The organism is Pseudomonas sp. RA_5y_Pfl1_P24, from assembly GCF_963970945.1.
GTDB lineage: Bacteria > Pseudomonadota > Gammaproteobacteria > Pseudomonadales > Pseudomonadaceae > Aquipseudomonas > Aquipseudomonas tritici.
Genome location: NZ_CAXAOJ010000007.1, coordinates 332411 through 344629 on the forward strand (window position 1 = coordinate 332411; position 12219 = coordinate 344629).

General features: G+C 61.6%; 12 protein-coding genes. 8 read left to right on the plus strand and 4 right to left on the minus strand.

Features of this window, described 5'->3' with window-relative positions; genetic code table 11:
• Nucleotides 1-23: 23 nt before the first annotated feature.
• Complete coding sequence (locus tag AACY30_RS14420; protein ID WP_339472097.1) at nucleotides 24-317, minus strand: hypothetical protein; 294 nt, start codon at nucleotides 315-317, stop codon at nucleotides 24-26.
• Between the two features lie 141 nt (nucleotides 318-458).
• Here AACY30_RS14420 and pbpC point away from each other — a divergent pair, with 141 nt between their 5' ends.
• The 6 genes from pbpC (at nucleotide 459) to AACY30_RS14450 (ending at nucleotide 7345) form a co-directional block, all read left to right on the plus strand.
• A complete protein-coding gene (gene pbpC, locus AACY30_RS14425) occupies nucleotides 459-2771 on the plus strand; it encodes a peptidoglycan glycosyltransferase PbpC (RefSeq protein ID WP_339472141.1) in 2313 nt (770 codons plus the stop codon).
• 151 nt (nucleotides 2772-2922) lie between these two features.
• Nucleotides 2923-3231, plus strand: coding sequence for a MazG-like family protein (locus AACY30_RS14430; RefSeq protein WP_010567659.1), 309 nt, complete (start codon nucleotides 2923-2925; stop codon nucleotides 3229-3231).
• Entirely contained in the window at nucleotides 3224-3973 is a 750-nt protein-coding gene (locus AACY30_RS14435) for a methyltransferase (RefSeq protein WP_339415772.1), read from the plus strand. Before AACY30_RS14430 ends, AACY30_RS14435 begins: the two co-directional genes overlap by 8 nt.
• A 24-nt stretch (nucleotides 3974-3997) precedes the next feature.
• The gene (locus AACY30_RS14440; RefSeq protein WP_049710206.1) at nucleotides 3998-4600 is read left to right on the plus strand and encodes a DUF4136 domain-containing protein; all 603 of its coding nucleotides are present in this window, start codon (nucleotides 3998-4000) and stop codon (nucleotides 4598-4600) included.
• A gap of 45 nt (nucleotides 4601-4645) precedes the next feature.
• Nucleotides 4646-5203 carry a DUF4136 domain-containing protein gene (locus AACY30_RS14445; RefSeq protein WP_339415773.1) on the plus strand — a complete coding sequence of 186 codons (558 nt, stop codon included), beginning with the start codon at nucleotides 4646-4648 and terminating at the stop codon, nucleotides 5201-5203.
• A 195-nt stretch (nucleotides 5204-5398) separates the two neighbouring features.
• Entirely contained in the window at nucleotides 5399-7345 is a 1947-nt protein-coding gene (locus tag AACY30_RS14450) for a pilus assembly protein TadG-related protein (protein WP_339472100.1), read from the plus strand.
• Here AACY30_RS14450 and AACY30_RS14455 read toward each other — a convergent pair.
• Nucleotides 7342-10068: a PAS domain-containing sensor histidine kinase gene (locus tag AACY30_RS14455; RefSeq protein WP_339540527.1), complete on the minus strand. Its 2727-nt coding sequence runs from the start codon at nucleotides 10066-10068 to the stop codon at nucleotides 7342-7344. The genes AACY30_RS14450 and AACY30_RS14455 overlap by 4 nt on opposite strands.
• Nucleotides 10065-10508 (minus strand): TadE/TadG family type IV pilus assembly protein, encoded by a 444-nt coding sequence (locus AACY30_RS14460; protein WP_339472103.1) that lies wholly within the window; start codon nucleotides 10506-10508, stop codon nucleotides 10065-10067. Before AACY30_RS14460 ends, AACY30_RS14455 begins: the two co-directional genes overlap by 4 nt.
• A 72-nt stretch (nucleotides 10509-10580) precedes the next feature.
• Here AACY30_RS14460 and AACY30_RS14465 point away from each other — a divergent pair, with 72 nt between their 5' ends.
• Both AACY30_RS14465 and AACY30_RS14470 read left to right on the plus strand, forming a co-directional pair.
• The gene (locus AACY30_RS14465; protein WP_339472105.1) at nucleotides 10581-11030 is read left to right on the plus strand and encodes a prepilin peptidase; all 450 of its coding nucleotides are present in this window, start codon (nucleotides 10581-10583) and stop codon (nucleotides 11028-11030) included.
• A gap of 126 nt (nucleotides 11031-11156) precedes the next feature.
• Nucleotides 11157-11945: a response regulator transcription factor gene (locus tag AACY30_RS14470; RefSeq protein ID WP_339472106.1), complete on the plus strand. Its 789-nt coding sequence runs from the start codon at nucleotides 11157-11159 to the stop codon at nucleotides 11943-11945.
• Nucleotides 11946-11949: 4 nt separating this feature from the next.
• On the opposite strand, the gene AACY30_RS14475 is transcribed toward AACY30_RS14470, so the two are convergent.
• Entirely contained in the window at nucleotides 11950-12219 is a 270-nt protein-coding gene (locus AACY30_RS14475) for a DUF3613 domain-containing protein (RefSeq protein WP_339415779.1), read from the minus strand.

The window sequence follows — 12219 nt, forward strand, 5'->3', positions numbered from 1 at the left end:
GTAGTTTGGGGATACTCTGGGGGTTAGTGGACGACCCAGCTCAGGAGCCATAGGCCGAGCAGTAGCCAGATGATGCCCATGATGACCGAGGCGCGCATGAAGGCGCGTACGGCTGAATACAGGAATAGCAGGCCGACGATCAGGGTGATGATGCTGATGATCGAGGTGTCCATGCCCAAGGTGCGGGACAGGCCTTCGACGAAGTTGCCGCCGGCGTTGCTCAGGGCACCGAACAGGCCGCTGAGGCCGTCGACGATAAAGCGGATGATGGAACCGAGCGCCTGGCCCAGCCATTCGAAAAAGCTTTCTACCTGCATGTGTGTGTCCTGATGAAGAGTTGGGCGTATCCGTGTCTTTGGTTGTTATTGCGACTGGCTAGTTCCCTACAAGCATAGAGGTTTGCTCGGTTGAATTTGCGATTAAGTTGCGTCATTTGCGGGTGTACGCTCCCACATTTACTGCGCTGGGCTCTGGGGGCAGTGGTGTTGGTGGTGGTGTTGTTGTGGGGAGCGGATCGGGTTTGGCCGTTGCCGTTGCCTCAGGATGATTTGGCGCGGGTGGTGTTGGCTGAGGATGGCACGCCGTTGTGGCGGTTTGCCGATGCGAATGGGGTGTGGCGCTATCCAGTGCAAACCAGCGAAGTGTCGCCGTATTACCTGGATGCGTTGCTCACCTATGAAGACCGTTGGTTCTATCAGCATCCCGGCGTAAACCCACTGGCGCTGGTGCGGGCCACTTGGCAGAACTTGACCGGGGCGCGCGTGGTGTCGGGGGGCAGTACGTTGTCGATGCAGGTGGCGCGGTTGTTGGATCCGCATTCGCGCACCTTCCACGGCAAGTTGCGCCAGTTGTGGCGCACGGCGCAGTTGGAATGGCACCTGTCCAAGGAGGAGATCCTCAACCTCTACCTGAACCGCGCACCGTTTGGCGGAACATTGCAGGGCGTGGCGGCGGCCAGTTGGGCGTATCTGGGCAAGTCTCCATCAGAATTGACCCATGCCGAAGCCGCCTTGCTCGCGGTTTTGCCCCAGGCACCCAGCCGTTTGCGCCCGGACCGTCACCCGCAGCGTGCCCAGGAAGCGCGCGACAAGGTGCTGCGTCGTCTTGCCGAGTTCAAGGTGTGGCCGCAAGCCGCCGTCGATGAAGCCCTGCAGGAACCGCTGCTGCTCGCCCCGCGGCGGGAGCCGAGCTTGGCGCCCCTGCTCGCGCGTCGCCTGAACCGCCCCGACAGCCCGCCGCTGATCCGCACCACTCTCGATGCCACCCTGCAACGCCGCCTCGAAGACCTGCTGTTGGGTTGGCGTGCACGCTTGCCGGAGCACACCTCCGCCGCGATCCTGGTGGTGGAGGAAGAAACCATGGCGGTACGCGCCTACCTAGGCTCGGTGGACATCAATGATGCCAAGCGTTTTGGCCATGTGGACATGATCCGCGCACTGCGTTCGCCGGGCTCCACCTTGAAACCCTTTCTCTACGGCATGGCCCTTGATGACGGGCTGATTCACTCTGAGTCCCTGCTGCAGGACGTGCCGCGGCGTTACGGGGATTACCGGCCGGGCAATTTCTCCCTGGGTTTTACCGGCGCAGTGCCGGCGAGTACGGCGCTGTCCAGTTCGCTCAACCTGCCGGCGGTACAGTTGCTGGAAGCCTATGGGCCGAAGCGGTTCGCCGCCGAGATGCGTATTGGCGGCGTGCCTTTGGCGTTGCCGGCGTTGGCCGAGCCGAACCTGGCCTTGATCCTGGGCGGCGCAGGCAGCCGTCTGGAAGATCTGGTGAGCGGCTATAGCGCCTTCGCCCGGAACGGCAGGAGTGCAACTATTCGATTACAGCCGGACGATACGCTTAGGGAGCGACCATTACTGTCGCCAGGGTCCGCCTGGATTGTGCGGCGCATCCTCAGCGGCCAGGCGCGTCCCGACCGCGACCCGCGGGCCGAGCTGGTGCAGCGCCCGATGCTGGCCTGGAAGACTGGCACCAGCTACGGCTTTCGTGATGCCTGGGCGATTGGGGTGGGGCCGCGTTACTTGATCGGCGTGTGGATCGGCCGCCCGGACGGCACACCGGTGCCGGGCCAGTTCGGGCTGGCCTCGGCGGCGCCGTTGATGTTGCAGGTGCACGATGTACTGAGCAACCGCGACAGCCAGCGCGGCATCAGCGCGCCGGTCAACCCGGTGCCTGCCAATGTCGGCGTGGCAGCGATCTGTTGGCCACTAGGCCAGCCCATGAGCCGCAGCGACCCCAATTGCCGCCGCCAGCGCTTCGCCTGGACGCTGGACAACACCACGCCGCCGACCTTGCAGGCACTGGACCAACCGTTGAGCGTGGGCCTGATGGAAAGCGTATGGGTCAATGCCAAAGGCTCGCGGGTCGACGCCCATTGCCCGGGGGCAGAGCCGAAAAACATCGCCCTGTGGCCTGCGCCCTTGGAACCCTGGCTGCCAAGGGCCGAACGCCGCGAAGCACGCATCCCGCCCGCTGACTCCGATTGTCCGCCACCGGCGCTGGCCGCGTCTTCACCGCTGTCGATCGTTGGCGTACGCGAGGGCGACCAACTGCGCCTGCCCGCCGCCAGCCAGCAAACCTTGCGCCTGAAAATCTCCGCCCTCGGCGGCAGTGGTCGGCGCTGGTGGTTCCTCAACGGCGCGCCACTGGGCGACAGCGCCAACCAGGACTTCATCAACGCCAGCTTCGAACACCTGGGCCGCTACCAACTCAGCGTCCTCGACGAAGCCGGCCAAACCGCCCGCCTAGAATTCAGCGTCATCGACTAGAGCCTCATCGCAGGCAAGCCTACATTTTGATTTGCAAACCCATTCCAATGTGGGAGCTGGCTTCCCTGCGAAGGCGTCCTCGAACACACCACAGATTCACTTGCCTTAACCGCCAATCCCCCCGAAGCTACCCATCTTCAGGAGCCCCCGCATGAACCTCGAACACCTCACCGAACGCCTGCACCGCATTCGCGATACAAATAATTGGAAACAATTCCACAGCCCAAAAAACCTGGCCATGGCCGCCAGCGTAGAAATGGCTGAACTGGTGGAAATCTTCCAATGGCTGAGCGAAGACCAATCGCGCCAGCTCCCGGCTGAGAAACTCGCCCACGCCGGCCAGGAAGTCGGCGATATTGTGCTGTACCTGCTGTTGCTGTGCAGCGAACTGGGCCTGGACATGAACGAGGTGGTGCGCGCCAAATTGGCCGACAGCGAACGGCGGTTTGCCCATGAGTGATCGTCATTTCGACCAACTGGCCACGCGCTTTGCCGAAAAAATCTACGGCGGTGCCAAAGGCGCGATTCGCCTGGCGGTGCTTCAGGCCGACCTCACCGAAGCCCTGCCCAAACGCCCCTTGCGCGTTCTGGATATCGGCGCAGGCCTGGGCCACATGTCGCTGTGGCTGGCGGAGCAAGGCCATCAGGTCACCCTGGCCGAACCTGCCGAACCGATGCTCGCCGGCGCCCGCCAACGTTTTGCCGACGCCGGGCAGACCGCGACCTTTATTCATGCGCCCTGGCAAGACCTGCTCGGCCAACTCACCGAACCCTACGACCTGGTGCTGTGCCACGCCGTGTTGGAATGGCTGGCCGAACCTCATGCGATCCTGCCGGTGCTGCATCAGCTCACGCTGCCTGGCGGCTGGTTGTCGTTGGCGTTCTACAACCGCGATGCGCTGATTTACCGCAACCTGCTCAAAGGCCACTTCCGCAAAATGCGCAAGAACGACATGGCCGGCGAAAAGCAGAGCCTCACCCCGCAGCAGCCGCTCGACCCACGTGAATTGGCGGCGCAACTCGAAGGCCTTTGGCAGGTCGAAAGCCAAAGTGGCGTTCGCGTATTCCACGACTATATGCCGGTGGAATTCCAGGCCCGCGCGGATTTGCAGGGCCTTTTGGAGATGGAACTCGCTCACCGTCGTCACCCAAGCTTTGCCGGACTTGGGCGTTATTTGCACTGGGTCTGCCGTCCGGTTTAAACGGCCCAGTCTGCGGAGGTCGAAATGCGTCGTCTCTGTTTGATCCTGTTATCTCTCGGCTTGGGTGCGTGTTCGAGCCCCAACCCTTATGTCTCCGCTTCGGCGCCGATTCCACCGGCGCCGCCGCAGGCAGCCAATACCTTTGATGCCAGCGCCTATCCCGCGCCCGTGCGCGACTACGGCGCCTACCGCAACTGGGCGTGGCGCAATGGCCAGCTCCCGGCGGGCACGGCCTGGGCGGATTCGGCGCAAATTGCCGAAGCGGTCAGCGGCGCGCTTGACCAGCGCGGTCTGCGTCCCTTGCACGACAACCGCCCGGCAGACCTGCTGGTGAGCGCCGATGTGCGCCAGGAAAAGCGCCTCAAGCAGGTCCAGGATGATTATGGCTACGGTTACGGCGGCTACAACCGCTATGGCAATGGCTATGGCATGTACAACTCGGTGCCGATCGTACGCACCTATGAAGTCCAGGTCGTGGTGGTGCGCGTCAATCTATTCGATGCCCGCACGGGGCAGCCGGTGTGGAGTGCCAGCGCGGAAACGGGCAGCCAGGGCAGCCTCAGTGAACGGGGAGATGCCTTGCGCCAGGCGGTGCAAAAGGCAATGACGGCGTATCCTCCCAGTTAACAGCTATTCTCATCCTGAGCGCGGGTCGCTTTTTGGAGAAAACCCATGTTTTGTCGTATCGCTATGCTCGCTGTTGTCATGTTGCTGGGCGGTTGCCAGACCAGTCAGGTCAACCACGATTTTGACGCCAGCCGTGATTTTGGCGCCTACCGCAGTTGGGCCTGGAAAGACCCGGCCTTGCAATATCGCCCGGATGACCCGCGCATCAAGAGCGACCTCACCGAACAGCGCATCCGTCAGGCGGTGGGCGAACAACTCGACCAACGCGGCCTGCGCTCAGCGGCACCGGGCAGCAAGGCCGACTTGAACGTACAGGCCTACCTGATCGTCGAAGACCGCCAGCAACAAGTCACCACCAACTATGGCGGCGCATGGGGCGGCCCATGGAACGGCTATTGGGGCGCGCCGATGTACAATGAAACCCGCAACATCACCTACAAAGTCGCCACCCTCCAGATCGACCTGCTCGACGGCAAAGACGGCAAACTGGTCTGGCGCGGCAGCGACGAACAAATGATGGCCAACTCGCCCAGCCCGCAGGACCGCAACAACGCCATCCGCACCACGATCACCCGAATCCTCTCCAGCTACCCACCCCACTAAAACCACCGCTGAACCCTGTGGGAGCTGGCTTGCCTGCGACAGCATCACCTCGGGGCATCTGAAAAACCGAGGTGCCTGCATCGCGGGCAAGCCCGGCTCCCGCACAAGCCAGCCCCCACATTGATTTGTGGCGACTGGCCAGCCCTTGTCTACACTCAATACCAACTAAGGAGAGTAAGCGCTAAGGAGTGCCTGATGTCTCCCCGACTTGGTTCCCGTCAGCGTGGTGCGATTGGCCTGATGGCTGCGGGCACCCTCGCAGTGGCCCTGGTGTTCATGCTGCTCGCGGTAGACAGCGGCCGCCTCCACCTGGAAAAGCGCAAATTGCAATCCATCGCCGACACCTCGGCCCTAGAAGCCGCCAGCCGTGGTGGCCTGTGCACGCCCACCACCAGCGCCAATGACTACGCCAAGGAAAACGCCACGCGCAACGGCTTCACCGTGGTCGCCGGCGACAACAGCCGTGGCCTGGCCGTGACCTGCGGCACATTGACCACCAATGCCAGCAATATCCGTGTATTCACCGCAGACGCCACCAAAAACGATGCCGTGCGTGTGGTGGCCACGCGTAGCGTGATGACCAGCATTGCCGGTGGGATCTGGAGCATGTTCAGCGGCGGGCCAATGTCCACCCAGATGATCTTGAGTGCCACCGCCGTTGCTGCATATGCGCCACCGGTGGCGCAGCTGACGATTCGCAGCAGCCTAGGAACGGTCGATGCCAGTAAATCTCCTATATTGAACATGGTCATCGGCAATCTTTTGGGCGGCAACCTGTCCCTGACGGCGGCGGCCTGGAACGGCTTTTTGACGACGAACGTTAATCTGCTCAGCTACTTGGATCAGTTGGCGATTGAATTGAATGTCAAGGCAGGTGACTACGATGCATTGCTCAACACCGCTGTGTCCGCCAGCCAGTTGATCGAAGCCGCGGTAAAGGTGCTGCAAAAAAATGGCTCGGTGGCCACGGCGATCATTAACGACGTGATTTCAGTGAAAGCAATCGCGCCCACCACACAGCTGTTGAAGGTCGGAGACCTGCTGAAGGTCGCCACTGGAACACCGGCCGCTGCCTTGAATACCAGCGTGCAGTTGTTTCAACTGCTTGAGACTGTGGCGCAACTGTCCAATAGCAAGAGCGCGGTGAGTGCCGCAACGCAGGTGAATATTCCACTGGTGGGCAATGTCTCGATCCAGACCAAAGTCATCAAGCCGCCGCAACTGTCGGCGATTGGCAATCCCGCAAAGGCCAAGGCCGGACTCCTGAATAACCCGCAGACAGATCAGATTTTTGTACGAACCGCCCAAGTGCGCACTTTGGTCACCATTGATGCGCCGGTAATCAAGATGGTTTCTGGGGTTTCACCGATTCTGACCGGGCTTGCGACGCCAGTGTCAAAGGTGGTCGGCGGTTTGTTGAACCTGAACCTTGTTGATACGGTGGCCGGTGTCGTGTGCTTATTGGGGTGCAATCTCACTGACGTGGATATCACCCAGCCCTTGAGCATCTATATCGAGGCGGCCAGTGCGCAAAGCCATGTAACCGACTTCAGTTGCGCCACACCGGCCACTAAGTCTTTGACGGTGCAGGCCACCACCACACTCGCTACCCTGGGCGTTGGTTATGTGGATCCGGTGGCGGCATTTTCATCGTCTGCGCCTGTCAACGTGCAGCCAGTGAGGCTGATCGACTTTGGCCAGCGCTTTTGCCTGCTGACACTGGTTTGCGGTCCGCGCACAGCAGGCGTCGGCGGCGGCTTGAATCTGAGAGCGTTGTCCACGGTGGGCGCGCAGACTAATACGTTGCTGTTTTCTCCGGTGAATGACATCAACGCGGCGACGATCTATAAAAGCCCACCTGGCACCGCCAATATCGTCAGTAGCCTGGGGGCTACGTTGAACGGTCTAGAGGTCACCTACGTACCGCCCAGCGGCAGCACACCCGGTGCGGCGAACGGCACTGTCACAAGTGCTATGGCTACCATCATCAGTTCGGTGATCACGCTTGTAAAAAGCGTCCTGACTCCGATACTCGACCCCATCGTCAACACGCTGCTCTTAGCCCTAGGGATCAGCCTCGGCAACGCCGAAGTCGGCGCCAACCTCAGTTGCCACATGGGTCGCGCCTACCTGGTGATCTAACTGATCGGCAACTCCACACAAAACCGCGCACCGTGCTCCCCCCTGGCAACGCTCAACCGTCCGCCCATGTTGTCCACAATCCCGTAGCTCACCGACAACCCCAACCCCGTGCCCACGCCAATCGGCTTGGTGGTAAAGAACGGCTCGAAAATTCGCTCCAGCAACCGAGGGTCAATGCCACCCGCGTTGTCTTCCACCCAGATCCGCGCATGCCGACTGTCGTGCTCGCAATGCACTGCGATCCAGGGGCGGAACGCCGGGTCCTTGTGCTGTTTGCTCAACAGCGCATCACGGGCATTGACCACCAGGTTGATCAGCACCTGCTCAAGCTGGTCGACGTAACCTTTGACCTGCACCGCAGCGTCCGCCGGCGTGACACGCACCTCCACACCTTTGCCGCGCAAGCCTTCGCCGAGCAGTGACAGCGTGCCTTCTACCGCCTGTGACGGGTCGAAGGGCTGTTGTTCGATTTCCGAGCGGCGGCCAAACACGCGCATATGGTCCACCACCCGCGCCGCGCGCTGCACCTGGGTGTCGATGCGCTGGAGCTTGTCAGTGAGGTAGTCGATTTGCGCATCACCAGTGCTTAGCCGCTTGAGCACATTGACGATCGCCATGCGCATCACGTTAAGCGGCTGGTTGATCTCATGGGCGAGGCCCGTGGCCATTTCGCCAAGGGTGGCCATCTTTGCGCTTTGGGTCAGCTGCTGCTGGGAGCGGCGCACTTCGGTGTTGTCGCGGCCCACCGCTTGCACTTCCACCAGCGTGCCCTGTTCATCGAACACGCCACGGTCTGACCATACCCACCAGGCGTGTTCGCGGCCGGGCAATTCCAGGCTGATTTCGGCGGTGCTGACCGGAAATTCCGCGCTCAATTGGCCGATACGTTGCACAAAGGCCTGGTGTTGTTCTTCCGACAGCCAGTGACCCAGGTTCTGCCCCGGCAGCTGTGCGGGCAGGCATTCCAGGTAATTGGCCAGCGGCGTGTTGCCAAAGGTCAGGGTCAGGTCCGGGCGGTAGCGGCAGATCATTGCCGGGGAGTCTTCGACGAGAATGCGGTAGCGCTCTTCGCTTTGTTTGATCTGCTCGGCAGCCTGGGTTGTCTCGGTGACGTCCAGCCACAGCCCGACGGCTTCCAGCGGCAATCCAAGGTCATCGCGCAGTAATTTGGCCTCATCCAGCAGCCAATGGTATTGGCCTTGTTTGTCGCGCAGGCGGTAGCGGCTGCGCACGGCGCCTTCGCGCAACAGTTGGCGGGTGCGTTCGAAGTACAAATCGCGGTCTTCGGGGTGAATCAGCGATGCCAGGCTGTCGTGGTTACACTCGGCCAACGTCCAGCCCAGCAGGGGCAGCAGGCTATCGCTGAAGAACGCAGGGTGCAGGGCGCCGCTGACATAGCGCTGCACATAGATCACTGCTGGTGAACTGGCGATGAGGTTGTCCAGGCGCGCATGGGCGGCGGCGGCTTGCAGTTGTTGGTTCTTGATGTCGCTGATGTCGAGCATGAAGCCGACCCAGCGGCGGTCATCGCCCATGCCCAGCACCTGGCCCTGTACGCGGTACCAGAGGGGGTTGTGCTCGGCGTCGGTGCGTTGCAGGCGTACGGTGGTCAGCAGCGGTTTGCCCAGGGCTTGTAGATCGTGCAGGCGGCTGTTGAGTTCCTGGCGGTCGGCGGGGTGGATCAGTTCCAGCCACAGGCCCAGCGGTTGGCGGGTGGGACCGTCTTCCGGGCTGAGGCTGTGCAGCAACTGCGGGGCGAGCTGGATTTCTTGGGTAGCCGGCAGCAGCTCCCACCAGCCGGTGCCGAGCAGGCCTTGCAGGGCTTCCATGCGGTCGAGCTGTTGATGATAGCGTTGCTCGCGCAAGCGGCTCAGCAGTGGGGCGGCGAGGGCGGCGGTGAGGTCCAGCCAGTCCTGTTCGCGGGTGTGTTGCTGGCCGTTGTAGAGGCCGCAGAGTAACCATGCGGCGACGCCCTGGCTGTCACGGTAGGGCACCAAAAATCCATCGGCGTTGCCGAAAATGCTCTGCAGGCGCGGGTTGTCGCTGCGCTCTTGGGCCAGGCTCAACGGCGTGTTGCCACTCACACTGTCGAGGCTGGTGCCCAGGTGTTGGCCGGTCCGCCACAAGGCGGGGGCATCGTGGGCGGTGTAGTGGCTGTAGATCCGCCAGCCCTGGTCTTCTTCATCGAGCAACGCCAGCGCGAGGCAGGGCATGCGCCAGCGCTGCGCCACGCTCCGCAGGTGCTCGTTGAACACCTCGGGCAGTCGGGCCAGGCTGCACACCCGCAACTGGCCGCTCATCTGGCAGGTCAGTTGATGGTTCTGCTCACGGTGTTGGGCCAGTTGCGAGCCAGCCAGCAAGTCGCTGACGTCCAGCAGGCGCAGGCTCCAGCCGTCACCCTCGGCTTCGATCCAGCCGCGGGTGTGCAAGACCTGGCCGGTACCACCCTGGAAGTCCAGGTCCAGGCTCTGGCGCTGCCAGTCGGCCGGGCGACCTTCAATGCTCAAGGTGCTGCTGGCGCACAACAGTTCACGCAATAGCGGCCGGGTTTCGCCCACTCCATGCGACGCGAGCTGCGGGCGCAGCGTGCCGCTGATGCTCAATACGTGGCCCTGGTGATCCAGTTGCAGGTGCAACCCTGGCGTGGGTGCGCCGGGCGTGTCGAGGGGCGTTGCGTTGGTGCGGCCGAGCAGGCGCCCGAAGAGGCTATCCCCCGAGGTCAAAACTGCAGACTCGAAATGGCTGTCAGGTCGGCCGGCAGATTCGGCACGGTGCCTATGCCCGGCACTACCAACGCCGGAAACACTGAATAGAGGCGGCTGGTGGGGTATTTAATCGTCACAGTCAGCGTAGTGCCGTTGTAGGCGGCGGTGATTAAATCGTCGGTAAATTGGAAGCTGGGTGGAATCCAGTCCAACTGCAGGATCGCCGTGGTTTTGGCGCGATCTCTCAACTGCGTGCCATAGGCAGTGCCCGCAGCGACCGGGTCCACCGCCATCGCCTGGCGCACGGCCTCCGCTGCCGCCTGGTTGAACGACTGCATCAACAGCATCGGCAGGCTATAGCTGATCAATCCATAGAACACCGCAAAAAAGATCCCGAAGACCAGCGCGAACTCAATCGCCGCCGCACCTTTTTGCTTTCTAGGGAGGCTTGTTTTCATGACTGCGTCTACCCTGACGGCTACTACTTGATATCAGCATAGAATCATTCAGCAAAAAGGGATGTTTTTTACGTGATCCATGGCGTGGTGATACTGCTCTGGTTGGGGCTCTGTGCGTGGCAGGACATGCGTCAACGGCAAATCGCCAACGGCTTGACCCTGGGGGCGGCGCTGCTGGCGCTGTTCTACCTGTCATGGACGGGCACCACCTGGCTCGGAGCGCCCGCCGGCGAAGGTGGCGGGGCCTTTGCCGTGGCGCTGCTGCTGACCTTGCCCGGCTATGCGCTGGGCCGCTTTGGCGCGGGTGATGTGAAGCTGCTGGCCGCCCTGGCGCTGGCCAGTACGCTGGACTATTTATTGTGGTCTTTGATCGGCGCAGCGCTGTTCCAAAGTGGCTGGGTGATTGTGTGTCAAAGGCTTAGTGCGCCTCTTCTAATCGCGGCTGCGGGAGCGTCAACAAAACAGCCTTTTGCGCCCTTTGTATTGACTGGGTTTGGGCTATATTGGTTTTGGATCGATTAGGCTGGCGAGGCCTCTGTCGCTGTGTACAGAGTCAGAAAGTAGGTCTACGTTTATCAACTGGATGTGTAGGATTTTTTGTCAAAAGGGATAGGTCAATCTTTTGGCTTTCCGGGCATGGAGTGGCGCGTGAACAAGCTTACCTCGGCGGTGAAAGTGCTCGTTGTCGACGATCAGCCGATGATCGTGGAAGAACTCTGCGAATTTCTTGAAGGCAGTGGTTACCGCTGCGTCCCTTGTGAATCCAGTCGGCATGCGTTGCAACGCTTCGGCGAGGATGCCGACATTGGCTTGGTCCTGTGCGACCTGCATATACCGGACATGGATGGCATCGAGCTGGTGCAGGCCATGCAGAAGGTGGCGGGCAAGCAGCGGGCGTTCGAAGCGATCATGCTGACCGGGCGTGCCGACAAGCAGGACGTGATCAAGGCCCTGCGCGCAGGGATCTCGGATTACTACCAGAAGCCGATCAACCTCGATGAGTTGCTCGAAGGCCTGCAACGCCAGGAAGCGGCGTTGGAAGAACGGCAAAAAGAGCTGCAACTGGGGCACTTGAACCAGAAGCTGCAATACCTCTCCGAATCCATCAATGACCTGTACCAGGACCTCGATAAAGTGCGCCGCAGCCCAAGTCCCGGCTTGGTGGACGATGGCGAGCTGGTCGCCGAAGAGGCTGGGCCAGTGGAGATTCCGACCATTTTCAACCATCTGTCGCCGCGCCAGCTTGACGTTGCACGTCTGGTGGGCAAGGGCCAGACCAACTACCAGATTGCCTGTGAGCTGGGGATCACCGAGAACACCGTCAAGCTGTACGTGTCCCAGGTGCTTCGCCTCACCCACATGCGCAACCGCACCCAGCTGGCGTTGGCCTTGTCACCGAATAACTCCGCGATTCGCCAACGGGTCACCGCCCACTAGGGTGTCACTGGCTCTTCCCGCCTTGGGCAGACCCTCCCGACTCCGATTCAAAGAACTCCGGAATCGGATGCTTATTACTGTCCAGCCAGCGCTGCAAGGCTTGCTCCCGTTCTGCGGGAGTGGTCCTTTGCGGCGTCGCCGAAGCAGCCCGACCATTGACCTGCAAGGCCAGCCAGTTTTCCGTCTCCGCTTGTTGCGGGGACGACGGGCCGGGTTCGAGGGCCAGTGCGCTCAGCGGTAGCATCGCCAGGCCAATAAGGTAATGTGCTTTCAT

Bases quoted from the DNA above. Each gene is read 5' to 3' on its own strand.
- AACY30_RS14420 (WP_339472097.1), bottom strand. From the start codon at position 317: ATGCAGGTAGAAAGCTTTTTCGAATGGCTGGGCCAGGCGCTCGGTTCC.
- AACY30_RS14430 (WP_010567659.1), top strand. From the start codon at position 2,923: ATGAACCTCGAACACCTCACCGAACGCCTGCACCGCATTCGCGATACA.
- AACY30_RS14435 (WP_339415772.1), top strand. From the start codon at position 3,224: ATGAGTGATCGTCATTTCGACCAACTGGCCACGCGCTTTGCCGAAAAA.
- AACY30_RS14440 (WP_049710206.1), top strand. From the start codon at position 3,998: ATGCGTCGTCTCTGTTTGATCCTGTTATCTCTCGGCTTGGGTGCGTGT.
- AACY30_RS14445 (WP_339415773.1), top strand. From the start codon at position 4,646: ATGTTTTGTCGTATCGCTATGCTCGCTGTTGTCATGTTGCTGGGCGGT.
- AACY30_RS14450 (WP_339472100.1), top strand. From the start codon at position 5,399: ATGTCTCCCCGACTTGGTTCCCGTCAGCGTGGTGCGATTGGCCTGATG.
- AACY30_RS14460 (WP_339472103.1), bottom strand. From the start codon at position 10,508: ATGAAAACAAGCCTCCCTAGAAAGCAAAAAGGTGCGGCGGCGATTGAG.
- AACY30_RS14475 (WP_339415779.1), bottom strand. From the start codon at position 12,219: ATGAAAGCACATTACCTTATTGGCCTGGCGATGCTACCGCTGAGCGCA.